The 24,660-nt window shown below is 38.6% G+C and carries 21 protein-coding genes; 7 read left to right on the top strand and 14 right to left on the bottom strand.

The features are described from left to right. The 6 genes from NWF01_06040 to NWF01_06015 all read left to right on the top strand — a co-directional run. The coding region (locus tag NWF01_06040; GenBank protein ID MCW4024579.1) for an RsmB/NOP family class I SAM-dependent RNA methyltransferase at nucleotides 1–905 on the top strand (905 nt) is incomplete at its 5' end. Nucleotides 906–965: 60 nt separating this feature from the next. Next, nucleotides 966–1,559 (top strand): hypothetical protein, encoded by a 594-nt coding sequence (locus NWF01_06035; protein MCW4024578.1) that lies wholly within the window; start codon nucleotides 966–968, stop codon nucleotides 1,557–1,559. Nucleotides 1,560–1,733: 174 nt separating this feature from the next. After that, nucleotides 1,734–1,925: a hypothetical protein gene (locus NWF01_06030; GenBank protein MCW4024577.1), complete on the top strand. Its 192-nt coding sequence runs from the start codon at nucleotides 1,734–1,736 to the stop codon at nucleotides 1,923–1,925. A gap of 81 nt (nucleotides 1,926–2,006) precedes the next feature. Next, a complete protein-coding gene (locus NWF01_06025) occupies nucleotides 2,007–2,192 on the top strand; it encodes a CooT family nickel-binding protein (GenBank protein ID MCW4024576.1) in 186 nt (61 codons plus the stop codon). Nucleotides 2,193–2,622: 430 nt separating this feature from the next. Continuing rightward, nucleotides 2,623–3,294: a hypothetical protein gene (locus NWF01_06020; GenBank protein MCW4024575.1), complete on the top strand. Its 672-nt coding sequence runs from the start codon at nucleotides 2,623–2,625 to the stop codon at nucleotides 3,292–3,294. Beyond that, nucleotides 3,295–3,549, top strand: coding sequence for a GIY-YIG nuclease family protein (locus NWF01_06015; GenBank protein ID MCW4024574.1), 255 nt, complete (start codon nucleotides 3,295–3,297; stop codon nucleotides 3,547–3,549). A 4-nt stretch (nucleotides 3,550–3,553) separates the two neighbouring features. Here NWF01_06015 and NWF01_06010 read toward each other — a convergent pair whose 3' ends face one another. The 4 genes from NWF01_06010 to NWF01_05995 all read right to left on the bottom strand — a co-directional run bounded on the left by NWF01_06010 (nucleotide 3,554) and on the right by NWF01_05995 (nucleotide 8,367). Further along, nucleotides 3,554–4,612 carry an NDP-sugar synthase gene (locus tag NWF01_06010; GenBank protein MCW4024573.1) on the bottom strand — a complete coding sequence of 353 codons (1,059 nt, stop codon included), beginning with the start codon at nucleotides 4,610–4,612 and terminating at the stop codon, nucleotides 3,554–3,556. Nucleotides 4,613–4,823: 211 nt separating this feature from the next. After that, on the bottom strand, nucleotides 4,824–5,552 hold the full coding sequence (locus tag NWF01_06005) for a polyprenol monophosphomannose synthase (GenBank protein ID MCW4024572.1): 729 nt from the start codon (nucleotides 5,550–5,552) through the stop codon (nucleotides 4,824–4,826). 72 nt (nucleotides 5,553–5,624) lie between these two features. Then, a complete protein-coding gene (gene wecB / locus NWF01_06000; protein ID MCW4024571.1) occupies nucleotides 5,625–6,704 on the bottom strand; it encodes a UDP-N-acetylglucosamine 2-epimerase (non-hydrolyzing) in 1,080 nt (359 codons plus the stop codon). A gap of 79 nt (nucleotides 6,705–6,783) precedes the next feature. Then, nucleotides 6,784–8,367 (bottom strand): oligosaccharide flippase family protein, encoded by a 1,584-nt coding sequence (locus NWF01_05995; GenBank protein MCW4024570.1) that lies wholly within the window; start codon nucleotides 8,365–8,367, stop codon nucleotides 6,784–6,786. Nucleotides 8,368–8,575: 208 nt separating this feature from the next. Between NWF01_05995 and NWF01_05990 the strand changes: the two genes are divergently transcribed. Next, nucleotides 8,576–9,022, top strand: coding sequence for an NUDIX hydrolase (locus NWF01_05990; GenBank protein ID MCW4024569.1), 447 nt, complete (start codon nucleotides 8,576–8,578; stop codon nucleotides 9,020–9,022). Here the strand turns inward: NWF01_05990 and NWF01_05985 are convergent. The 10 genes from NWF01_05985 to NWF01_05940 all read right to left on the bottom strand — a co-directional run bounded on the left by NWF01_05985 (nucleotide 9,019) and on the right by NWF01_05940 (nucleotide 24,652). After that, a complete protein-coding gene (locus tag NWF01_05985) occupies nucleotides 9,019–9,960 on the bottom strand; it encodes a GDP-L-fucose synthase (GenBank protein MCW4024568.1) in 942 nt (313 codons plus the stop codon). The two genes, NWF01_05990 and NWF01_05985, sit on opposite strands and share 4 nt — an antisense overlap. Continuing rightward, a complete protein-coding gene (gmd, locus tag NWF01_05980) occupies nucleotides 9,957–11,000 on the bottom strand; it encodes a GDP-mannose 4,6-dehydratase (protein ID MCW4024567.1) in 1,044 nt (347 codons plus the stop codon). The genes NWF01_05985 and gmd overlap by 4 nt, the downstream gene beginning before the upstream one ends. Nucleotides 11,001–11,162: 162 nt before the next feature. Then, nucleotides 11,163–12,746 carry a flippase gene (locus NWF01_05975; GenBank protein MCW4024566.1) on the bottom strand — a complete coding sequence of 528 codons (1,584 nt, stop codon included), beginning with the start codon at nucleotides 12,744–12,746 and terminating at the stop codon, nucleotides 11,163–11,165. Nucleotides 12,747–12,881: 135 nt separating this feature from the next. Then, nucleotides 12,882–14,534 (bottom strand): LamG domain-containing protein, encoded by a 1,653-nt coding sequence (locus NWF01_05970; GenBank protein ID MCW4024565.1) that lies wholly within the window; start codon nucleotides 14,532–14,534, stop codon nucleotides 12,882–12,884. A gap of 17 nt (nucleotides 14,535–14,551) precedes the next feature. Further along, a complete protein-coding gene (locus NWF01_05965; protein ID MCW4024564.1) occupies nucleotides 14,552–15,913 on the bottom strand; it encodes a nucleotide sugar dehydrogenase in 1,362 nt (453 codons plus the stop codon). A 112-nt stretch (nucleotides 15,914–16,025) separates the two neighbouring features. After that, nucleotides 16,026–16,790 carry a class I SAM-dependent methyltransferase gene (locus tag NWF01_05960; protein MCW4024563.1) on the bottom strand — a complete coding sequence of 255 codons (765 nt, stop codon included), beginning with the start codon at nucleotides 16,788–16,790 and terminating at the stop codon, nucleotides 16,026–16,028. Nucleotides 16,791–16,803: 13 nt separating this feature from the next. Then, nucleotides 16,804–17,952, bottom strand: a complete 1,149-nt coding sequence (locus NWF01_05955) for a glycosyltransferase family 4 protein (GenBank protein MCW4024562.1) — start codon at nucleotides 17,950–17,952, stop codon at nucleotides 16,804–16,806. Continuing rightward, complete coding sequence (locus NWF01_05950) at nucleotides 17,945–22,183, bottom strand: hypothetical protein (protein MCW4024561.1); 4,239 nt, start codon at nucleotides 22,181–22,183, stop codon at nucleotides 17,945–17,947. Before NWF01_05950 ends, NWF01_05955 begins: the two co-directional genes overlap by 8 nt. A 64-nt stretch (nucleotides 22,184–22,247) precedes the next feature. Next, complete coding sequence (locus NWF01_05945) at nucleotides 22,248–23,393, bottom strand: glycosyltransferase (protein MCW4024560.1); 1,146 nt, start codon at nucleotides 23,391–23,393, stop codon at nucleotides 22,248–22,250. Nucleotides 23,394–23,407: 14 nt separating this feature from the next. Continuing rightward, nucleotides 23,408–24,652 (bottom strand): glycosyltransferase, encoded by a 1,245-nt coding sequence (locus tag NWF01_05940; protein MCW4024559.1) that lies wholly within the window; start codon nucleotides 24,650–24,652, stop codon nucleotides 23,408–23,410. Nucleotides 24,653–24,660: the final 8 nt, after the last annotated feature.

Genomic DNA, 24,660 nt, shown 5'->3' with positions numbered 1-24,660 from the left:
TAAGCCTCAAAACCTTCCATCCCCTCTGGTTTGTCCAGTACTGCATTGGGCTTTTCGGACGGCAAGAAGCCGAAGCATTCCTACATGGCAGCATGAAAACACCGCCCGTATACATCCGAGTTAACACCCTCAAAGACCTCGAAGAAGACATCGTAGCAAAACTAAAAGAAGAAAACGTAACATTAGAAAAAACGGTGCCATTAGAGAACGTTTACCACGTAATCGAAACGAAGCAACCCCTCAACTCGCTACCCAGCTACAAAGCGGGATTGTTCTATATTCAGGATAAAGCGAGCTGTTTTGCCGCACAAGTCACAAATCCTCTGCCAGGCAGCACACTTTTTGACGTTTGTGCCGCTCCTGGAGCCAAAACCACCAATCTAGCCCAGTTAATGGATAATGAGGGCAGCATTACTTCGGTTGATTTTTCGGCTCGAAGGCTTGTGTCTTGGAAAAAGGAAATTGAGCGTATGGGAATAATTAATGCGGAGCCCGTGTTGGCGGATGCAACCCAACCGTTGCCTCTTGATGGAAAAGCGGATGCTGTTGTTTTAGACCCACCCTGCACCAGCACAGGCGTATTTGCCAAGCAACCCTCCGCAAAATGGCGCCTAACCCCAAAATCCTTAACAAAAATGGCGGAAATCCAGTGGCAAATGATTTGCAACTGCGCAGAAAAAGTCTCCCCGGGCGGAACCCTGACCTACTCGACCTGCAGCATCACTTTGGAGGAGAACGAGTGCATCATTGAGCGGTTCCTAAAAGAGCGCCCAGACTTCAAACTGGTTGATATTGAACCTAAAATCGGCGTGCCTGCCTTCAAAGGCTTAACGCAGTGTCAACGGCTCTATCCACACCTGCAAAGCTGCAACGGCTTTTTCATTGCCAAACTACAAAAAACCTAAGTGTGTTTTGAAGGGAGATTTAAATTTGCGGTCAAACAATAGTTGCGTCAGTGTCGTTTGATGGCAATTGAACAGTTTATGGTGCAATCTCCCTTCAGTGTTTTTGTAATCGTTATTGTTGCGGGCATTATTGCTGCTGGTTCGGTTCTTGCGGTGTTAGGTTTTTTGGGTAAATTGTCAAAATTTGTGTCCATTGGGTATAGATTGAATAGTAAATTGGTGGCTATAATCAGTGGGATTTTGTTGGTCGCGTTAGCTGTTAGTATAGCGTTTGTATATTTTTCTCCTTCAACAATTACGGTTGGTTCGGGATATGTTAATGTGCAGTTCGCAAACTTTTCGCCTGATTTACCTAATGTTCCTTTTGTCAGCGGAAACAAAAATATTACCTCCACTGAGGTAGCGTCTGTTTTTGTTGGGCAGGTAGGTTCGGGAAATTTTACTTTAGATAAACAGTATGGAACTAATTTTGATAATGTTAACGTAGGTGTTTTTACGCTTGGAAATGGAGCTAAAGCTTACGTGGCATCAAACAACTCAACCAACCTGATTATACAGTTAAACAGTGGAGAATACCTGATTTTGGGCACAGCAAACACTGATGCCCTTGCAGCGAGTTTTTCCAAAAACGTTTACCCACTAACCCCACCCTAAAGAGCACACTCAGCTAAGCCTGTTTGTTCTCCTCGAAATGAACACCACCGCTTGTTGCGCCCAATAACTATCGGTGTGCTGTAGGTTACTCAAGGCGACCACAAAAAACCAAACCCAAACACGACAACACCTTAAAATGAACCGCTACCCTAAACAAAGCAGAGGCACCACGCCTTGACCAATGGCAAAACCATCTTTTGGTTAACACTATTTTTTGCAACCATCACAGGCGTCACAGTTGCAGTAGCAGCAAACCCAGCCCAAAACCTAGCCATCTGGGCAGCACTGCTCCCACTGGTTTTCATAATTGTTGCTTTCTCAGCAGAAATCTTTGTTTTAGAAGCACTAAAAAACACAGCCAAATAAACATTTTTTCAACCCATTTTTGCATTAGCAGATAAAAGTCCTTATAACTTAGAAAACAGCTTTTCTTTAATGTGAGTCGTAATGTGCGAGTTTAATGTAATCTTAAACGGCAAAGTAATGTTCAGAGACGTAATTTACGCTAAAGCTGACGGCGACAAAGTGATTGTAAGAAACATTATGGGCGAGGCAAAAGAGTTTGAAGGATGCAAAATCACCGAAGTTGACGTAGCAGCAACAAGACTCGTCTTAACAGCCACCAACCCATAATCAATCTTCGCTCAAAGAAAAGAGGATGCCAAGTCGAGTCTAAGCCCAAATAGCAAATATTAGAGCCTAACTCATTGCTTTATTATCTCTGCTTTTTTCTTTGCAAAGATATTTGGCAACCAGTTATTTCCGTTGCAACTCCAACATTTACTGTTTCAGCGTACTTCTCGGCTTGGACAATATTAACTTAGCTTTTTTAAAAATATAAAAATAATTAACAGTGTCACCTGAAAAAAAATCTCAGCCTATTTTAGGGTTTTACAGGAAAATGCAGAAAAAATCATGCATAGAAAAGCAATTGTTCTTTTTTATGTAGACTATTTAAGGCTCTAAGCTGCAAATATGCTTTTTTGGCATGGGCAACATAGGTTTTCTTGTTTATATATTAAAACAAGCTTTGTTTTATTGTTAACTTTAAGGGTAGAGAAGCATGAGTGGAAAGCTCAAGTTTGAATATGATTTAACCAAGCTTCTTTGCAAACTGACCAAAGACACAGACAACGAAGTAGAAAACAAACTTAACATGCTAAAAGATTGGCTTATCAAACTACAAAAAGAAAACGTAGTAAAAATCAACCATTCCGTCATGGAACTCATCTGCTCAAAATTTTTAATCCAAAAAGGATACGACGTCCAAATCGAGTACCCCCTAAATGAAATACTAACCTGCGACCTATACGCCATAAAAGGAATGGGAAACTTGGTAGTTGAAATAGAAACAGGCTTCATACCACCAGAAAACGCGTTAGCACCCATGACCTACACGTCCGCTAGGTTGGCAAGCAAAATCATCCGATACAGTAGTTTTGCTGGAAAATTCGCTTTAGGTGTTCCGCCACATTACGTTTTACCTTTTCCATCCGCTTTAGCTAAGCCCCCAAGAAAACGCACAGAAGAAGAAATTAAAAAAATCAAAGCCTTATGTGATTATTACTATCAAAAACCACCAGTTACAATAGAAGATATCAAAAACGCGCATCTGCACGGAATTTACATTATTGATGTTGACAGAGGAAGTGTGCAAGAAATAGACCCTGAAGCTTATTTTGAACATGCGATACAGAAAGGTATGGACTTTAACTATAACATTGAGGAACAATAGATGGGGATGACATTTTTTGTTTACATAATTCAGTGCATTGATGGCAGTTTCTACACAGGTTACACTAAAAACCTGCAGCAACGAACACGACAACACCAAAATGGTAAAGGAGCAAAATACACTAAAGCCCACAAACCCGACAAGCTGGCATACGTAGAACGCTTCGATACGCAGGTAACAGCTATGCAGCGGGAGCGACAGATAAAAAAGCTGAGTCATCAGCAAAAACAGGATTTAATAGATAAAAATCCTTAGCGGTTTAACACTGCTGTGAGACGTTGCTGGCTGGACAAACCTTGGTTCCTTTACCTAAAGAGAGGTTATCTTTTACTTTTGCGTGGTCACCAATCAGGCAACCCTCGGCAATAGATGCTTCCTTGCCAATCAAAGCGGATTCACCAATACGTGCACCTAAAACGACGGCGCCGTCACCTATTTGTGTGTTCTCGAAAACAACTGAACCCTGAATCTGAACGTTTCTGCCAATGGTAACGTTTTTTCCTAAAATCACATTTGGCCCAACAGTCGAGTTTTCCCCAACCGTGACGCCTTTAGCGAAAGCAACAGGATCCCTGCATGAGAAATGAGAACAATTTACATGAGTAGCAAAATGCTCCAAAAACATCATGTTAGTCTGCAGGTATTCCTCGGGCTTGCCAATGTCAATCCATAAACCATCCAGTTTATGCCCGTAAAGCTTGCGTTCTTGAGCTAAGCTTGGAAAAATCTCGCGTTCCATAGAAACCGCCCTTCCGGCTGGGATGTAATCAAGAATTTTGGGGTCCACAACGTAAACACCTGCATTAATCAGTTTAGATGGTTCAGTGCCTTTGCAGGGTTTTTCAACAAAAGTCTTAATGCGACCACCATCTTCAAGCTCCGCAACACCATATCGACTGGGGTCATCCACACAATGAAGCGCAATTGTGGCAACAGCTTTGCCCTCTTTGTGGCTGTTTAGCAATTCGCGATAATTTATTTCAGTGATTAAATCGCCGTTTAAAATAAAAAAAGGCTCATCATGCCCAAGTAGCCTTTCAGCTTTTCTTACGGGTCCGGCTGTTCCAAGAGGCATGTTTGGTGGGTCATGGCTGTATTTGATTTTTAAACCGCATTTTGGAATATGCTGTTGTTTAATATGAAACTCTGTTAGTTTGTTGACAGCTAGGATTACCTCGTCAACGCCGTTATCAGCTAGTTTCTCAAAAGTCCACTGTAGCAGGGGCTTGTTTATTATTGGAAAAAGAGCCTTAGGTTTAGTGCAAGATAATGGTCGCAGTCTAGTTCCAAATCCACCAATTAGTATTAATGCCTTCAATTGTTAACCCTCAATCAAACATCGCTCTATCATCAATTTGACATATTACGCTAATAGTAGCCTTGCGCTAGAGTTAATGTTTTTACGGTTAAAATGTTTGTTTATTTTTTTTCTTTAGATGACTATATTTTTAGATACGGGTTTTTTGGTGGTGGTTTGGGTTTTGGTTGCTGACTGGTTATGTGATGTCTGATTAGTGCATGTTTAGGGTTTACTTGTGTAAGCCGGCTTTTAGTATGTATAGGAAAAAACTTCGGATTTCGATGCCTGCAAGTTTAGATTTGCCTCTTTTTCTATTTACAAAAGATATAGGAACTTCAATTACTTTGAAATTGTTGAGTTTTGCTTGCCGCACAGTTTCAATTTGGATTTCGTAGGTTTGACTGTGCAGGCTGTCAACTGCTACTTTAAGAAAATCCACTGAATAACAGCGATAGCCGCTGGTGCAGTCATTGAGTTTTATTTTAAGAGAAGACCTAGCCAAACGATTTGCAATGCGGCTAATTAATTTACGAGAAAAAGACCAACCCTCAATCCTGCCGCCACTGCAGTACCGGCTACCGATAACTATTCCACAACCCTCAACCATACCATCCAGAAGCGAAGGCAATTGTTGTGGGTTATGCGAAAAATCTGCATCCATAACAATTATTTTTTTAGGCATTTTTTCCAGAGCCAAGAAAAATTTGAAGGCATCTGTTATTGCTGAGCCTAACCCATTTTTTTTAGCTCGTTCGATAAGAAGAATGTTATCAGATTCTTTTTGGAGTTCACGCACAATCTGTGCGGTTCCATCAGGACTGGAATCGTCAACAACCAAGATTAAGGCATTTAATTTGAGGGCAAGGATGTCTTTGATTAATTTGTAAATGTTTTCTGCTTCACAATAGGTAGGAAGAACAATACCGATATCCGAGTTAAACCGTAAATTGTCTCTCATTTTATGAGCCATCAGAATTTACATATTAAACTATTAATAAACTTTGAGCAAACAAGCTCTCACTTGCCAGAGTTAAGAAAAATTGTCACGTAACACATTAACGATTTTCTGTCCAGTGGTTCCGTCTCCAAAGGGGTTGACCCAAATCCGACTTTTAGTTAAACCTTCTTTTGCAGCCTTAAGAATCCGAACCGAATCCGTTCCTGCCAAAATGTTTGACCCAACATCAATAGTTTCAGGACGCTCAGTATTCTCTCGAAGCGTAACACAAGGAACTCCCAAAATGCAAGTTTCTTCCTGAACCCCGCCAGAATCAGTCAAAACAAGTTTGGCTTTGCACTCAAGCTGCAAAAAAGCCAAATAATCCAAAGGCTCAACCAACGTTAAACCCGTGGTGTCTATGCCAAAGAGTTCAAGCTGCTTTTTAGCCCGCGGATGGATGGGGTAAATTATTGGAACATTGAACTCTTGCTGAACAAGCTGCAACCCACGAATAAGACCCGCGAAATGCTCCTTATTATCCACGTTTTCTTGACGATGAGAAGTCGCAAGCATAAACTGCCCCTCCTCCACAGCTAAATCATTTAGAATTTTGCTCTTTGCTTTGGCAATCTCTAAATTTTGGTAAACAGCATCCACAACTGTGTTCCCAACCACAAACACCTTCTCTTCAGGAATACCCTCATGTAGCAGAATTTGCTTTGATTTTTCGGTTGGTGCAAACAGGTAATCAGAACAATGATCAGCTAAAACACGATTAACCTCTTCAGGCATACCACGGTCATAACTTCGCAAGCCAGCTTCCACATGCCCAACCTTAATGTCAAGCTTTCCCGCAGCAACAGCACCAGCTAAAACCGTGTTTGTGTCACCTTGAACAAGAACAACATCAGGGTTTGTTTGTTGCAGAATTTTTTCTATACCAATTAGCATTTTTCCCGTTTGTTGTCCGTGGAAACCTGATCCGACATCCAAATTGAAGCTTGCTTCAGGAAGATTTAGTTGCTCAAAAAACACTCTATCCATGTTGTAACTGTAATGCTGTCCCGTATGCAAAATAAAATAATCCAAACCTAAACGCTGACACTCACGTATGATTGGAGAGAACTTGACTACTTCTGGTCTTGTTCCAAGGATTACTAAAATTTTCAAGCGCTAACAACCAACCAACAGAAACAACCTCAAACCTAATAACCCTTGCTCAATTGGCTATTATTGCAATAATTAGCTATTATAAGTTCATAAAAGTCATTACCCGTTCAAGAAAAGCAAGCAGTCTACTAATCAATCTACCAAGAACGCCGAGTCCTTCAACAATTAACTTCAAGTTAGCAATATCCTCTTTTGTAACAGACCGCGAAAACAGTAGTGCAGGAACCAAAACCACGACAAATACCAATACACCCAACAGCAACTCAATCCAAGCAGCAAAAGGCAACCAAGAAACCATAAAGTACGTCACGACAGCAGCAACACCAGATGAAAGAAGAATACACACAGAAGCTCTCCAATCTACAGTTGCACCATAAGTTTTCTTAACAAAATTCAGGCCCATAAAAAGGCTAGGCAAATTCGACACCAACATAGCTAAAATCAAACCTAAAACCCCAAAAAGCATTATCAAACCGTAACCTAAAGGAAAACCAATCAACCCAGTTAGCAGGGCCATTCGTAAAGTAAAACTTGTTTGACCTTGACCATTTAAAAGAGAAGGCAAAATAAGGTGCCCAAAAGCGATATACAAATATTGAATTGCAAACAATGCAAGAAAAAGCCCAGCAGTATTGTAAGTATTGCCAAATAATGTTGCCACAGCAGGTTCAGAAAGACACATAACTAAGGCTGTTACGGGCACCACAAGTAAAGAGCCATATTTAACTGAAAAACTGAAAATGTTCCTAAGAGATTCCTGATCCCTTCTTGGATCTAATTTAGAAAAAGCCGGAAACATCATAGTACTAATAGGTGTAATAAAAAACGCTATAAGAACCACAAAATTTATAGCGACGCCATAGTTGCCGATTTGTACGTTGTCTGCAGCATAATGAATAGGCAATAGAAAAGCGTAAAATTGTGGAAGCAACACAGTTATAATTGTAGCCAAAGATAAGGGCAAGCAATATGAAAATATTGCCGTAAAGTACGCCTTGATTTCTAATTTCTGCGAAAAAGGTTTAGGAAGCCGCCTGTAAATAACACCAATTAATGCCACACCAACTAAACCTGCAACAAACGCGCTAACCGTATAGCCTATTGAAGCGCCAGCAACCCCAAAACCCAAAGCCACTAAAGCAATCATAATTGCAGTTCTAAAAACACTTTGGAAAATCAACATAACACTGTTAAGCTCTAAGCGGTCGTATCCCGTGAAAGCCACAGTAGACGCCACCACTAAACTATTTGCAAGTATAGAAAAAGAAACAAGCTGAATGAATGGAGCAATAACGGGACGATTAAAGACCACCGTTGCTAGAAAATCCGCTGAAACAAACGAAAATATTGAAAGCACCAGCCCCATTACCACTTCAAATAAGACACCGGTCAAAAAGACACTACGAACCTCATCAACCCTACCCTCCGCACGATACTGAGCCACAAAACGAACCATAGCAGAATTCACACCCCAATCCCTCAAAACTTGAATCAATAATGGAGCCGTTATCACTATAGTGTATAACCCATACAGGTCTGAGCCTAGAAGCCTAGCAATAAATATGGCTCCAATTGACGAAATCAGGGTTGAAACAATCAAACCCCAAAGCACATGGAAACTGCCCTTCGCTGAAACCTTAGCGATATCCTCAACTTTGCTCATGTCACATTATTCCAATGTAAATGTATCTTTTTGTTTCAAAGAAGGGTTTATTGTTTGGGGTAAAAAAACGATGTAAAGCGGCACAGAAATGCGAAAACCTAACAGCTTGATTGTAAGCTCGTTGATAATTAAACAAAACAGCGCCGTCAAAAATAGAGTGATGATAAAATTTTTATATGTAGATTAGGAAGAAAAAAGAGAGAAAAACATGGTTACGTCTGATGAAAGTAATTTTATCCCTTCAGAATTATACAATCAGATAACGCAACTGTTACCAATCGTTTCTGTTGAAGCCGCCATAGAAATAGAAGGCGCGTTTCTTTTTTTGAAAAGAAACAACGAACCGGCCAAAGGCGAATGGTGGCTTCCAGGTGGCAGAATAAAAAAAGGAGAACTAATAGAAGATGCTTTGCGCAGGGAAATCAAGGAAGAAACAGGACTTGAAGTAACTCAGTGCAAGCTGATTAATGTTTACTCAAGGGTGTTTCCTCAACGTCACGACATCACGATAGCATATTTATGCAAGTGTAAAGGAACAAAAATAATTCTCAATGATGAACATTCGGAATATGTGTTCTTAAAAGAAAACACTGTACCGTTGCACCAGTACCTGCTGGAAGTCATTAAGGACTGCAAAGAGAGCATTAGAAGCTAACTTTGTTTTCTGTACCACCCAATGGTTTCCTGTAAACCTTCAATAAGGTCAGTTTTTGCTTCAAAACCAAACTCTGCACGCGCTCTTGTAATATCCAAGCATCGTCGTGGTTGCCCATCAGGTCTTGAAGTGTCCCAGACTATTTCACCGTTGAACCCTGTTAGTTTACCGATAAGATTCACCAGTTCTTTTATGGTTATTTCCTTTCCTGCACCAAGGTTTACAGGGGCTGGTTTATCATATTTTTCAGCTGCCGCAACTATTCCTTCAGCAGCATCCTTTGCATACAGAAACTCACGGGAAGCTTTGCCTGTTCCCCACACGACAACTTGTTTTTGGTTGCTTTCCACAGCGTCAACAAATTTTCGGATAAGTGCAGGAATAACATGGGAAGATTCAGGCTTAAAATTATCTTTAGGTCCATAAAGGTTCACAGGAAGCAAATAGATTATGTTCATACCGTACTGTTGCCTGTAGGCTTGCGCCATAACCAATAGGGCCTTTTTAGCGATACCGTAGGGAGCATTTGTTTCTTCAGGATAACCATTCCAGAGGTCATCTTCTTTGAAAGGGATGGGTGTAAATTTTGGGTAAGCACATACGGTACCAACTTGAACAAATTTTTTCACGTTAGCAACTCGGGAAGCTTCCATTAAATTAGCACCCATCATGATGTTATCATAAAATAGTGTCCCAGGATATTTCTGGTTAAAACCTATTCCGCCCACTCTTGCAGCTAAATGAATAATAACATCAACATTTTTAACCACATTCAAGCAATTGTCCCACGACCGCAAATCAGTAGTGCTACTTCTAGGAATAACTATCTGACTTCTTGCAACACCACGCTTGTTAACCAAATTATCAACTATATGGGAACCTAAAAAACCAGCCCCACCAGTTAAAAGCACAGTTTTATCTTCCCAGAAACTACTCAATCTACCTTCCACCATCTATCTGGAAATTTTTTGTTTAAAATTTCATCGCCTTCACCAATCGGCGTTAACCCAACTTTACGCATGTCCGCATCAACCATTACTTTAATCAGGTCTTTAAACTGAATTTTAGGTTTCCATCCGAGGACCTTACGGATTTTTCTTGAATCAGCAGCTAGATCCTCTGTTTCAGTAGGTCTATAGTATTTCTGATCAACTTTAACGTATTTATCCCAGTTCATGCCTGCATACGAAAATGCTTCTTCAACGAACTCTTGTACAGAATGTTGCTCACCTGTACCAACTACAAAATCATCTGGTTTGTCCATCTGAAGAATTTTCCACATTACTTCAACATATTCAGGCGCATAACCCCAATCCCGTTTAGGCTCAAGATTGCCGAGGTAAAGAAACTGTTGCTTTTTTGCAAGAATATTAGCAATAGCCATTGTGATCTTTCTTGTAACAAATATTTCGCCTCTACGGGGAGATTCGTGGTTAAAAAGAATGCCATTGCAGGCAAACATATTATAGCCCAAACGGTAATTCTTTGTCATCCAAAATGCGTAGACTTTTGCTGTTGCATAAGGACTAGTAGGACTAAAATTACTTTCCTCATTTTGAGGCGAAGGCACACGACCAAACATTTCACTGCTTGAAGCCTGATAAAATTTCCCATGATTACCACTACGTCGAATGGTCTCTAAAATTCTAGTCGTACCAAGGGCGGTAACGTTACCAGTATATTCAGGCATACTAAAACTAACCTTAACGTGACTTTGCGCCGCCAAATGATAAACTTCATCAGGCTTTACATTATAAAGTATATTTGCTATTTGCTCTGAATCAGAAAGGTCCCCATGATGAAGAAAGAAGCGTGCATTGGGGTCATGAGGGTCCACATAAACGTGATCAATCCTACTTGTATTAAATGTGCTTGCCCTACGAATTATTCCATGCACTTCATAACCTTTGGAAAGCAAAAACTCTGAAAGATAAGAACCATCCTGACCAGTAACACCTGTTAGGAAAGCTTTCTTCATATTAATCAAACCTAACAACACTAAACGGAGCAATATTAAGTTTTAAAAAAACCTTAACTCATTTTTTGTGATGTTGTTTTGGTACTTGCCAACCAGTTCAACCAATCAAAACAACAATCAACTATAAAATGGCATGTTTATTCTGATATGAAAATTTACCGTTTATAATTTTAGCAAAGTCATTATCCGCTCAAGCAAACTAAGAACTCTACAAACTGGCACACTCAACGCACCCAATCCACTTGTCATCACCTTCAAGTTTACAATATCAACTTTAGTTACAGAGCGTGACAACAACAATGCAGGTACCAAAACCACGAAAAACAAAATTACACCCAACAATAATCTAATCCAAGCAGCAAAAGGCAACCAAGAAACTACAAAATAAGTTATGGCCCCAGCAACCGCAGACGAAAGAAAGATACGTAAAGATGAACCCCAATCCAACGTTATACTATAAGTTCGTTTAATGAAAACAAGCCCCATAATAAGACTAGGCGCGCTGGAAATTATGGTAGTAAAAATAAGACCAAAAACCCCGAAAGACATTATAGAAAAATACCCCAATGGAAAACCAATCAACCCGGTCAATAAAGCCATCTTTAAAGTAAAACTTGTTTGACCTTGACCATTTAGTAAAGCGGACAAACTCAGGTTTCCAAAAATTACATATAAATATTGAATTGCAAACAAAGCAAGAAAGATACCAGCAGTAGTATATGTGGGTCCAAAAAGTGTTGCTACAGCGGGTTCAGATAAACTCATTACTATAACAGTTACGGGGACCACTAACAATGAACCATATTTCACCGAGAACTGAAAAATATTTCTCAATGACTCATGGTCCCTCTTTGCGTCCAATTTAGAAAAAGCGGGAAACATCATAGTGGCAATAGGAGTAATAACAAAAGAAATCAAAATTACAAAATTCATGGCTACACCATAGTTACCAATCTGCACATTATCTGTTATGTAATAAATTGGTAACAAAAATGCGTAAAATCTGGGAAGGAGCGATAGTATAATAGTTGCTAAAGACAGAGGCAAACAATAAGTTAACATAGCGGTGAAGTATGCTTTGATTTCAAGCTTACGAGAGAAGGGTTTAGGAAGCTTTCTATAGATAATACCAATTAAAGATAACCCAATTAAAGCCGCTATAAACGTACCAATTGTATAACCTACTGTAGCTCCAGAAGTACCAAAACCTAAAAACACCAATATTATTACAATTGCGGTTTTGAAAATATTCTGAAATATGAGCATTACACTGTTAAGTTCTAGCCTGTCATACCCTGTGAAAGCTGCAGTAGCTGCTGAAATTAAACCACTTGCGAATATGGCAAAAGAAACAATTTGGATAAGTGGAGCAATTAATGGACGATGGAAAATAACAGTTGCTAGAAAATCCGCTGAAACAAACGAAAACAAAGACAACACCAACCCAGCAGTAACCTCAAACAAAACACCAGTCAAAAAGACACTACGAACCTCATCAACCCTACCCTCCGCACGATACTGAGCCACAAAACGAACCATAGCAGAATTCACACCCCAATCCCTCAAAACTTGAAAAATGGGTGGAACCGTCAACACAATAGTGTATAAACCATACAAATCTGAGCCTAGAAGCCTAGCAATAAATATAGTTCCAATTGACGAAATCAGGGTTGAAACAACTAGCCCCCAAAACATATGAAAGCTACCCTTTGCTGAAACTTTAGCAACGTCTTTAGTTTTGCTCATCATATTGGCCTTTGTGAACTACAAGAATTAAAAAGGAGAGGTTTATTATTTACGGTAAAAAGTCAAACCATTTTCCCATTCACGGCTACCACGAATATCGTTTTCAATCAGGCTAAAGCACTTTTGCAGTCGAGTTTACAAGCCTGCGTTATCCACAATTTCAATCTTTATTATACCTCTCTTAAAGGAAACAAAAAAGACGAGAAAAACGGCAATCATAACTGCAACTAACAGAATAACCTGTTTTGAGAGCATACTGATTAGTTCTTGATTTGGAGAAGGCGTTGGAGAAGGGGGCGTTGATGTAGAAAATGTTGGAGTTGGAGTAGACGTAGGATTAGGAGTAGAAGTAGGAAGTATGTTGGAAGCAATTGTTTTAATCGAGTAAATTTCTGAAGCATTCCATATACCTAACGAGTTATTAGCATATTCGCGGAAGCTAACGATTACATCAACAGTATTATTTAAAGTCAAAGTAACGTTGCCCCAGTCAGGATTTGAAATAAACGCTGACCAAGTCGCGTTTACCCAATGTCCAGTATTGTTTGTGCTAAAAATGTATCCGCCACCATTCGTTAAACCCAGAGTATCAGTCCATAGAACAGAAAATGTCGAGTTACAACCTGAATAAGTTGAAGTCACGGACATATTTGAAGCAACAGGGGAACATGAAACCCAACTTATTATTCCATTAGATGCGTCATCAAGTGCCAGGGTTATAGTATAGTTCTCACTGTTCCAGATTCCTGATGTAAAAAATGGTTTTCCAAAAGTTGTCCAAACATTTACAGTTACACTTCCGTTTGCAATAAAAATTAATTTGTTATCAGTAAAAAAGTCAGTGCAGTTAACAAAACATGAATTGGAAAAATCATCTGCCAAACTTTGCACATGTATAACCATTGCAGCTTCAGTATTTGCATCAACAAAATTGTAATAGTTGGTCAGAATTGCAGGATCTGGCTCAGTATATAACAAGAAGATTTCATCAGCACTCAAAGGTTTATTGTATATTTTAACTTCATCGATACTACCTTTAAAATGTTGAACAGCTACATCGGAAGCTTGACCAATTGCAAAACTTTTATCACTGCTAAAATCACCCAAATCAACAGCGTGCATCTGAGCAGTAGACTCACCATTTATGTAAAGATAACACCATTTAGAAGTATAGTTGTAAGTAACTGAAATTGTCACCCATTCATTTGCTGGAAGCACAATTGCAGTAGTGAGGGTGTAGCTATGAGCAGGTTCGGGGGCATCTCTTAAAATAAACTCCACCTTATTTTCAGCATTCACCCGTAGACAATAATATGGGTTATAACCAGTGATTCCCTTTCTAAGAACTGTTCTCAGAGTTCCAGCATCCTCATCTAATTTTACAGTAGCACTCAAAGAAAAGCCTGTTAAATTCAGCTTTAAAGATTCAGAGTCACTCACTACAATGGCACCAGAGTTGTTAAAGTACCGAGCGTTTCCATATTTACCAGGCACAATAATCGTGTTTATTGCAGTTCCATTATTACCGTTACCAGAACTATCTGTTACTAGTGTACCACTTGTTTCGTCCATTGCCCAGTTACCTACTAAGGCGCTGTTGTATATACTGCCTTTTTGTGGAACATAGGCTAAATCTACATCTTGACCAAAAGTTAGGTAGGTATTATTATCAAAACCCCAGGATACAGACGAATCATAATTAAATGAGCCAGAAACCTCAAAAACACCTGAGATTTCTATGAAAAATAAAAAAAGTAGTAGACAAACAATAACTTTCTGCTTAGACATTAAACTGATCAACACAATTACTCATCATGCTTTTGTCCATAACCTACTCCATAATAACTAAACCCAGCGCTTAAAACCCTATCAGGCATAAGCATCCGCCTCCCGTCAACTATTACAGGGCTTCCATTCATTAACGATTTTAATGCAGATAAATCCAAGTTCTTAAATTCACTGTGGTCAGTAAGTATCATTAAACAATCTGACCCTGAAGCAGCTTCAGCAATGGAACAAGCACGTTTGGCACCAAAAGTTTCAGTACAATATGGGTCATAGACTGAAACATTTTTGCAAATGCCCAACAATTCACGGATTATTGGCTCAGAAGGAGTGAAACGAGAGTCATCAACATCAGCTTTGTAAGCAGTGCCAAGCACAGTAACGTAGCTGTCTCTAACGTTTTTACCGTTATTCTTTAGGCTGTCAATTAGCAATCCAACCATATGTTTAGGCATGTAATCGTTAATTTGACGAGCTGTTTCAACTATGCTTTGATTTGGAAATATTGTTTCGTATATCAGCAAATAGGGATCTTTAGTAAGACAGGGTCCACCTACACCAGGACCCACTAAATGTATGTTTACACGTGTATGAGTATTGGCTAGAGCAATTACTTTTACAACATCAGCATGATGCTTCTCACAAATCAATGCTAACTGGTTAGCAAAAGCAATATTCACATCCCTAAAAGTGTTCTCAGCGGTTTTTGATATTTCCGCTGTAGGAGCATCAGTTTCAATTATGTTTTTACAAACACGTCTAAAAACTGAAGAAGCTATTAAAGTACTGTTTGGTCCGATACCTCCTACAAGTCTGGGACTCTCAACAAATTCTTTAATAGCAACACCAGGTGCAATCCGTTCAGGTACATACGCCAAATAGAAATCTTTGTCAGGGGTCAACCCGCTTAATCTTGATAATAAGGGCACAATTTTATCATGCATAGTTCCAGGAGGAAGTGTACTGCAAACTGCAACCAACGTTCCTTCTTGCAATTCAGGCCCAATTTTTTGGATAGCGTTAATTAAAAAGGATAAATCAGGCTTCTTATCTACCCCAATAGGGGTTTGAACGGTGATTATTATAACACGTTTGTCACGGAAAATACTACTATAAAGTAACTCAGCTTTTAATTTACCTGATTGAACATGAGACGAAATTATTGTTTCCAAACCAGGCTCTTGTATTGGGCTATGCCCTTTACGTATACGTGCCACTATTGATTCTCGGATATCTATCGCTGTAACATTAAAGCCAGCCTGTGCAAACAAAGCAGCAGTTGGAAGACCTACATAACCAGTCCCTACAACAGCTAATGTACACTGTTGTTTTAGCATACAATCAACGTCATTGGATACTTTTTGCGTAAGTTTTTCAATCATTGACCTCTTCAGCCTCCAGTAAGACGAAATTATTATCTAAAACGAAAAGGTTGGTTATAGGTCTTTAGGCAACAGGGTACATATCCAAGCGAAATAAAGTAAAAAACTATCATCACAAACTTTGCAAAACGATAGATAGATTAGAACCTAGGAAAATAGGCATTTTATCGACGTAACGATCAAATATTTGCATAGATACGTAGCCCAATCTGAAGGGCAAAAAGCGTATAACTGATTGAAATAGGCTAATGTTAAAACTGTAGAGTTTAAATGTCTTAAAATATCCACGTACAAAAAACATTATCTCATCGGGATTAAAATCCCTATGTGGCAACTTATGACCATTTAAAACAATGAATTCTGGACGATGTTTTTTGCTAACCTTACTTAAGAGCAGTTTTGTAATGCCTAATGCACTGGGTGTAGTAATAAAGACAAGACCCTTATCTGAGATTACTCTAGATAGTTCTATGATAATCGACCTGGGATTTAAAAAATGCTCAAAAACTTCAATCATTGTTACTGATTGGAATGTTGAACCTTTAAAGGGTAAAAAATCTGCATCACAGAGTATAAAATCACAATTCTTGTATAAGAGAGCTGATTTACGTTTTGCTGCACGAAGTTTTCGTATGCTTATATCAACACCCACATAACTACAAGAATTTGCAGACAGAATTGAATGTATTTTTGTTAGTAATAATCCATCGCCACAACCAACATCTAACATGACATTAGCGTTGGAGGAACGAACCATTTTTTTTGCTTGATTATATATAGAAAGCAAGTGAATTTTTTCAGTTTTACTCATCCGGCTAAAAGACTCAGATATCGTAGGAAGTTCATCTTCAGCCCTCCGAATAAAGAATTTCTGCAATATAGGACCTCTATCAGTTAGTAGCGGTAGATAATCTCTTAATGAGTTTTAAGGTTTTGTCTAAATTTTTTAGAGAAAAATACGCCTTAATTAATTCTTTTGATCGGTTTCCAAAAGTTATTCGCAAAGTATCATCGGACATAAGACATTTTAAACTGTTATAGAGCGCATCGACCCTAGCCTCAGCCAACAAACCGTTATAACCATCTCGAACAACCTCTGGAATACCACCCACACGTGTCGACACTATTGGTTTGCTATGACTCATAGCCTCCAATAGAACCATAGGTAATCCCTCATAGAAAGATGGTAAAACAAACAGAACACAGTGGTCATATAGAAAAGATAATTCTTCATTTGATACATTGTCCAAAATATGTATTTGACTATCAATACATAAGGTGCGGGATAGTTGACGATATGTTTCCTTATCAGGTCCGTTACCAACTATTAAAAGATCCCCTGTGTATCCGTCATCGACTAGCAACTTGAAAGCATGTATAAGTAACGAAAAGGGCTTTTGTTTTTCATACAGTCTACCTGTTGAAAGAATAAAAGGACGCTCAGAAACACCGAATTTTTCACGGACAGCTATCATGGGCAAAGTCTGCTTTGATGGAAGATTAACCCAATTGTAGATTTTCACTAATTTAGACCGCGGAAGGTTAAGTTTTAAAGATTCATCTAAAGTGAAACGTGATACACAAATAATGGCACTTACCCAATAGTTAAATACAAAACGAAGTGCACGTTCAACTAACCAGCATGGTTTTAAAAAGCGATGTGCGTAAAAAGTGGTTTTTTGAACAGGTAAATGGAAACTAACAAGAGTTGGAGTACGTGATAAAAGACCCGCTAAAGCGGCAGCAGTTCCGGGTAAGTAATCATGCGCATGAATAATATCGATTTGATTTTTCTTCAATACGTAAAAAATGTTTATGAACAAAAACAAGATTGCAGGATAACGCAAAATAGAGAACACACGAGGGACACGTATTCTCTTTACAGGAATTCCATCAATCACATCTTTTTTAGGTGTGGAGGGCACCCAAGATAATACCATTGCAGAGTGTCCATTTTTCACTAAACTATCGCATAAATCATGAATGTGGTTTTGTACACCACCATTTTTTGGTAAGTAACTATTGTAAACTTCAAGCACTTTCAATAGAAGCACCTTTTGAGTTCTTAGACTGTAAGATGAAGACAGCTAAAAAGATAACACCTATGACAGCCACTAAGACGACAATTTCTTTGTTAAGCGTTTGCCAAGGTATAGAACCCCATTCACCCCATGGCACCACTTCAGATGTCTGTAATATTGCATTATCACTTAAAACAAAACCAGAAGCTAAAGTGTAAGTATCAGAATATGTAACGCCAAAAGAAATAGACCCAGTTATGTTTGCGTCTGTCCCAGCGTAAGCATAGAGCTGTTTTTCTATGTATAATGAACTAAACATTGAGGTTCCTGCGACAGTAACATTTGGAGCCCTTGCAAGATACTCTGATACACCTTGGGGGTTGACGTCAAAAATAATTGTGCCGTCCTCGACCGTATAGGTGGTCTTTGTTCCCACTCCATAGGGTTGAATGCTGAATTGAGCTGATGAACCCTTTGGAACAATAAGAGTGAACGTAAATGGCGTATCTGTTGACAATGCAGAGTAGAGCCCTAAGCCTCCTGATAAAGTTACGTTCTGACAGTTAAGTAGCCACGTTACATTGCCGGAGGTACTAAAATCATCCACAAGTACACTTGAATAATAATCGCTCGAGCGACCAGGAAGATTCATGGATAACGAAAGGACTTGATTTGAGGGCAAAATTACGCTGTCTGTTGATATACTAACGTCACCAGTAAGGATTGCTTGCTTGAAGGTCACAGAATCCATTTTCTCACTTCCTTCGAAAGGAGCTATGTTCAAGTTTTCCTGTTGGAACAGTAGCCCTAAAGAAGTAAACAAGGCTGCTTTTGTGGCTTGTGTTTTTTCACTGCTTAAAGCGGTGATATAAGGTTCTGCATACAAATAAGTTATTGTACCTGCCCCAACGTTTCTTTTCATAAATAATGGAGTACTCTCATTACCACCCTCATACGTTGCTATAATTGTGTCACCTTCGTCATATGAAAGGTAAGGAACATCAACGGGTGAAATAACAGTACGCGTTGAATTATCAAAAACGCTTTGGGCTTTAAAAGTGGTAGTTGATTGCTGTAAACCAAACATAGTAGAGAAATCGCCTAACCCGTCGCTATCAATAACGACTAAATCTCCACCGTTATTCACCCAATCGACTAGTTGTGAGGTTAGATTTTGACGATACAGTGAAGCAGAAGGTTCAACAATGCTAAAAGAAATAAAATCAGAAAACACATTTACATATGAAGAAGCATCAGCACGAAGCATAATCCGCATTTTTGAAACAGACGAAAAGTTGTGCCATTGATTGTTCTGCGTATCGAAAGAAACATCAATCCATGAATCCTGCTTAACAATATTATAATCTCTGTTATTCAAAGAGATAGCACCAGTCCAATACCAATTCTCATCACCGTCATCATATAGCATAATTCCAGCATAATCTGATTCGGCCATATTGTGGACGAAAACGCGCCAAGTAATGTATCTGCTCTCTGTTACGTTAATTTGTGGAAGTGAACGTTCATAACTTACAACAGTTGATTTATTTTCATTATTGGTATAGGACAATTCAAGTATGTCATCATTACTGATAGCTAATAGATCTTTGTTATTTTGAACCCAAGTAGCATTGTTAAACACATCATCTACAAAATCGTTAGATGGCGAATGAGGGTCAATAGGTAAAATCAGAACATTTTTAGTTTCTAGGGTAGGGTCTGAATCTAGAACTTCGGTGTAATTGATGGAAGATTGAGCAACCATCAGCATCACATAGTCAATGGATGATGAGTAGGTGACTGCGCTGGGAAGAATTATTGCTGTGTTTGAGTCTAATACAGGCGAAGCAAAAGAAGGAAGTGCATACACGGACGCATGAGAATTGGAGAAAATTTTAGAAAGTGCCGTAAGATACGACCCCATGAAACTGTTTGATGATAAAGAATTGAAGTCATCGTGACTGAGATAAAGATACTTTGATTTGTAATTGTTGAAATAATAGAGGGGCTCCTCAAGTCTTTGGGCATCAAATAACACTTGTCCTTTGTAAGCGTATGGAGCATAAAAACCTGTTCCCGAGAAGATATGTAACAGATCAGAAGATTTACTAGAATAAGTAAAAGCCAAGTTATAATCTGCAACGTCTCGACCTAACGCGACAGGATTAGTGTTTTGGTTGAGAAAATCCATGGCATCCAACTCAGCAGTTGATACCACATTAGAACTGTCTTCACTGTGCAATGTCCAATAATCCACAGTCATAAAGGTAGACATTGTCCCAGCTAAAATAACAAGGGTTACAAGTAAAACCGCAGATAACTTTTTGCTAAACCACCTTTTAGTCGAACCAGTACGGCTAGTTTGAAGGATTTTATCGAAAAGAAAAACTAAGCCTATACTAGCAATCAAAGAAGCAGGTATAAAAATAAGACCAATCATCCTGAACTCGTTAAAGCCTATATTGCCATAGCTCATGTTTAGATATGAAATTAATCTACCCATAAGAAAGAGCAAAAAAGTAAAAACCAACAAGAAAGCAAAAGTTTTCTTGTAACGCAAATAAATGCCCCGTAAATAAATCAAAGAAACAACAAGAAAAACACCAGTTACTCCGAAAAGAATTGGGTAGAAATACCAAGGCACAAAACGGGACGGCAAGGTAGATGACCACCAATAACCGTCTTTGATATTTAACCAAATTAGAATTGAAAGACCATAGACAAACACTACGGCGGAAACGAAGATTGGTAATACTTTATTGTATATGCCTTGGGTTTTGAAAAGTACAGATACACGGACGGCCTTTGACTTGAATTTATGTAAAAATAATAGAGTAACTGCAGAAAAAGCAAGGACAAACAAGCCCACAGTGAAATATAGTGTTCGAGTAAAGGAGGAAAAATTCCCAAGTTGATATACAAAATCGTATATGAGAATACCACACATCGAAAGTAGAACAGCGGCTAAAAATTCTTTCAAATTAGGTTTTAATTTGAACAACGAAAGTGAAAATATTGCTATAAATATAAGTAAAACTTCAGTAGTGTGAAGAATATATCCTGCTCCAAATGTTAAAGCGCACAAGAATATATAGGTACGGCGAGACAGGGTTTTTTGCCTTAATAGGTATAGTAATAAGAAAAACGCTGCAAAACCAATTGTTGCGGCGCCATTATCACCCATTATTGCCCAAAATCCTGGAGGATAACCTATGTCCAAATTTGTTTTTCCAAGAGCATCATTAAGTATGTTTATCCAAGTCACATTTGGGGTAATCACTCTAAGGAACAAAGCGTAAATCCAACCAAATCCTGAAAAGAACACCCAAATAATCGTTGCAAAGATAGGCGCTCGTTTGTCAATGGAACCGAGGTAAACTTCAGCCATAACATAGAAGCAAATAACAGATATGAAAAAAAACGCGTTCGAAACTATCCATGCATTAATTGCTGGGCATCCAGATAACTGGAAATATCCTGCGAGCACATCATGAAATGCACGCGTCACTAATGGAATCTCGGGTACACCTTTGATTATGTTTAGCGCCCAACTATAATGACGCCAGAAATCGGGCCCAATAAACAGCCAATATCTGGAATAGATAGAGCTTAAACACGAAATAAATAGCATAAATGCTGATGATAATATAAGTAAATTGAGGATACCAAAACTTTTTGTCTGGGGCTTTTCGCCATTTGGCGAAGAGTGCCTACGTATAAACGTTTTAATTGCTGAGCAACCAAGGAGTATAAAATTTATAATTATTATTCCCCCTAAACTTTGCCCAATAATGGCTAACAAAAAGAGGCTAATGATGAAGGCAAAACAGATGCGTGGGAGAATCTTCAACTCATTTTTACAGAAAATGTCTATCAGGACTAAACCGGGAAACAAAAAAGCCACAAACAGCGAGGAAATAAGCCTCACATAGTTGATGAGCGGTATATTCCCCCAATCAGTCAACTGGATACCTGCTGAGGGAACAATGAGAATAACGATTAAACAGATAAAATAAACAAGTAGAAACAATATTTTTTGGGATAAAAGAACGTTTGTGTTTATGTTTAATTTGAGATCTACATTAGCTATTTTTAGCAGCATTAGAAAAGTTAAGATACTTGCTGCGACTGAGATAAAAAATTTAAATTCATTTGAAAGCACAAAAAAAACAACGCTGCCCACAAAGGCAGATAATAGAACAAACAATAAGAAGCTAAATATACAGCGTTTTTCAAACGATTTTCTCATTAGAATATCAACCAAGTTAAAGAGCACAACCACTCAATAGGGTAAAGGCAAAGTTTTGTGTAATTCAAGCACATAATATATTTCTTAATGCAACACTGATATTTGACCAATCAAACTCTTTAGCATAATCAAATAAGTGGTTCCCCAAACTCGACCTAAGTGCTTTATCATTGTATAACTGAAAAATTTTATCAGTAAGGTCTTCGACATTGCTCGGCTCGTACATTAAGACTTGCTTTTTGTCGGTTAACTCAACGCCAATTATTTCCGTTTTTGCAATAATCACGGGTTTGCTGGCAGCACCAGCTTCAATGAGTTTAAGTGGAATAACAAGGTCAGTGCTACTAAGTTTCCGTCTAGGTATCATAATCACGTCAATATTTGCCATAAGCTGCGGAACTAATTCGAAAGGAGTTGACGTTACAGTAACGTTATCTTTCAATCCGTACTCATTGACCATTCTGTGAGCCTGTTGCAAGTTTGCCTTGGTGGATAATATTAATTTAAATGGAATTTTGTTTTTGAGCAATTTAAGCGCTTTAAGCAAGCAAGCTACATCGTTGAATTCGAGTAAAGAGCCGAAATAACCTAGTGTAAATGTGGAATTATCCTTAATGACAGAGGGTTTAGCCGATAAAAAGTGACTTATGGAGGCACCGACTCTGAGAACAGATATTTTGTCTGTTGAAATCCTGTGTTGTGCCATCAGGTCTTTTTTGAATGAAACGCTGGGAACAATTACTTTTTCTGATGTATGGATAGCTATTTGGTCTAAAATTAAAAGAATTTTACAGATTATTCTCCGGGTTAAGCGTGGGTTTTCAGTCTTGTATTCATCTGACCGGTAACTCATTAATTTAAATACTACAGGAATTCCGTGTAGCCACTGCATTGAAATAAAACCAACAGCTTCGGAGGCACCACGCACATAGATTACATCGAAAGCACGGTTGCCTATGAGACGATAAGGAATAAAAGTTGCTGACAAGAGTAAACTCCAGACAAAGTCAAATACAAAGGCAGGTTTACTAAAACGCCCGAAAGGCAATTCTATCGTATTAACGCTTTGTGAATCTAACAGATCAGCTAGCCTTTCAGACGGAACTTCTCTAGTTAGAGTTATTACACGCACAGATTCTTTGTTTGCTAAGTCTCGCATCAACTTACGTTCGTTTACACCACAGCCTAGCACTGAAAGGTAGGTAGGCAAGAAAGATAGAACTCTCAAGGTTGGTTTTTCCTATTAGATAAACTGTTTTCGACGATTTTAAGGTATAGTGAAACGTAAGAATCCACTGAGAAATACTGTTGGCAGACATCTTTGACTCTTTCAGAAGGATATCTACTTTTTTTGTAATCTGAAAGAATTTTCATTAACGCCTCATTGTTGCCCGTGTGGAAAACAAGGTTCCCATCTATTTTGCGAACCATTTCTGGAATGCCACCTGTATCAGAACCAATAACAGGGGTACCCACCGAAAATGCTTCCATTACAACTGTTGGACAGGGGTCATGGTTGAGGGAAGGAACAATTAAAGCGGATGCATCTTTGTAAAGCGACCATAACAACTCCTTATCAACATATCCCAAAAGAATTATTTTAGTCTGTAAAGAATATTTTTGTATAAGATTAACAATAGTCGCTTTCAAAGAACCATTACCAACTATAACCAGTTTTTTATCAATTTGATCAGAGTATTTTCGGAAAACCTCAATTAAATCAAGGATTCCTTTATGAGGCTCTAAGGCACCTGCAAATAAAAAGAAATCAGAATACCCAGAGGGTGCAATCACTTGTTTTTGAACAGGAACAAAATGAGGAACACACTCAATGCGATTTTTTAGTTGGGAAGAAAGGATTTCGTGAACCTTCAAGCTGGGCGTCAAGATTAAATCGACATCATCAATTGCCTTTTTAAAACTGTTAAAAAAATGACCAAATTGTGGAGGCTTATGAGACTTAAGTGCGCAATAAAAACAATTTTTCCGCTCAGTACAGGGTTGTTTAGCATTTTTTAGCAGATATGCTCTTTGACAAAGGAACCAGTAATCATGAGCTGTGTAAACAGATAGATAATCGCCTTTTTTGCGTAAGATTTGATGCCCAAAAAGCATAGGAGCATGAAAGTGAACCACATCGGGTTGTATTTCTTTCACTAACTTACTGAACTGGTTATTCATATACGCTGAAGTGCCGAAAAAGTAGGCAAAGTAAGAATCAGCAACTTTGAACGGCGAAGTCACAGTATGAATAAACATACCAGGATTAGCTTTTTCAAAGCTGCGGGCAACGGCATTAAACTCAGAAGAACAGTTTTTCAACGATTTTGAGGACCCGTCGAGACTGTTCATTATGTGCACCTCATGCCCTTTTTTAATTAAACCAATAGAGGCAGAATTAATTAAATCGCTAACACATGCAATATCTAGTTTAGGATAATATTTAGAAAACACAAACAAAAATTTCAAATATCAAC

It is taken from the genome of Candidatus Bathyarchaeota archaeon, from assembly GCA_026014585.1.
Classification (GTDB): domain Archaea; phylum Thermoproteota; class Bathyarchaeia; order Bathyarchaeales; family Bathycorpusculaceae; genus Bathycorpusculum.
The sequence above is the reverse complement of the archived record's forward strand: the minus strand, read 5'-3'. Positions and strand labels throughout refer to the sequence as shown.

Coding starts and splice junctions, on each gene's coding strand:
- NWF01_06035 (MCW4024578.1), top strand. CDS start 966: ATGGCAATTGAACAGTTTATGGTGCAATCTCCCTTCAGTGTTTTTGTA.
- NWF01_06025 (MCW4024576.1), top strand. CDS start 2,007: ATGTGCGAGTTTAATGTAATCTTAAACGGCAAAGTAATGTTCAGAGAC.
- NWF01_06020 (MCW4024575.1), top strand. CDS start 2,623: ATGAGTGGAAAGCTCAAGTTTGAATATGATTTAACCAAGCTTCTTTGC.
- NWF01_06015 (MCW4024574.1), top strand. CDS start 3,295: ATGGGGATGACATTTTTTGTTTACATAATTCAGTGCATTGATGGCAGT.
- NWF01_06005 (MCW4024572.1), bottom strand. CDS start 5,552: ATGAGAGACAATTTACGGTTTAACTCGGATATCGGTATTGTTCTTCCT.
- NWF01_05995 (MCW4024570.1), bottom strand. CDS start 8,367: ATGAGCAAAGTTGAGGATATCGCTAAGGTTTCAGCGAAGGGCAGTTTC.
- NWF01_05990 (MCW4024569.1), top strand. CDS start 8,576: ATGGTTACGTCTGATGAAAGTAATTTTATCCCTTCAGAATTATACAAT.
- gmd (MCW4024567.1), bottom strand. CDS start 11,000: ATGAAGAAAGCTTTCCTAACAGGTGTTACTGGTCAGGATGGTTCTTAT.
- NWF01_05975 (MCW4024566.1), bottom strand. CDS start 12,746: ATGAGCAAAACTAAAGACGTTGCTAAAGTTTCAGCAAAGGGTAGCTTT.
- NWF01_05970 (MCW4024565.1), bottom strand. CDS start 14,534: ATGTCTAAGCAGAAAGTTATTGTTTGTCTACTACTTTTTTTATTTTTC.
- NWF01_05965 (MCW4024564.1), bottom strand. CDS start 15,913: ATGATTGAAAAACTTACGCAAAAAGTATCCAATGACGTTGATTGTATG.
- NWF01_05950 (MCW4024561.1), bottom strand. CDS start 22,183: ATGAGAAAATCGTTTGAAAAACGCTGTATATTTAGCTTCTTATTGTTT.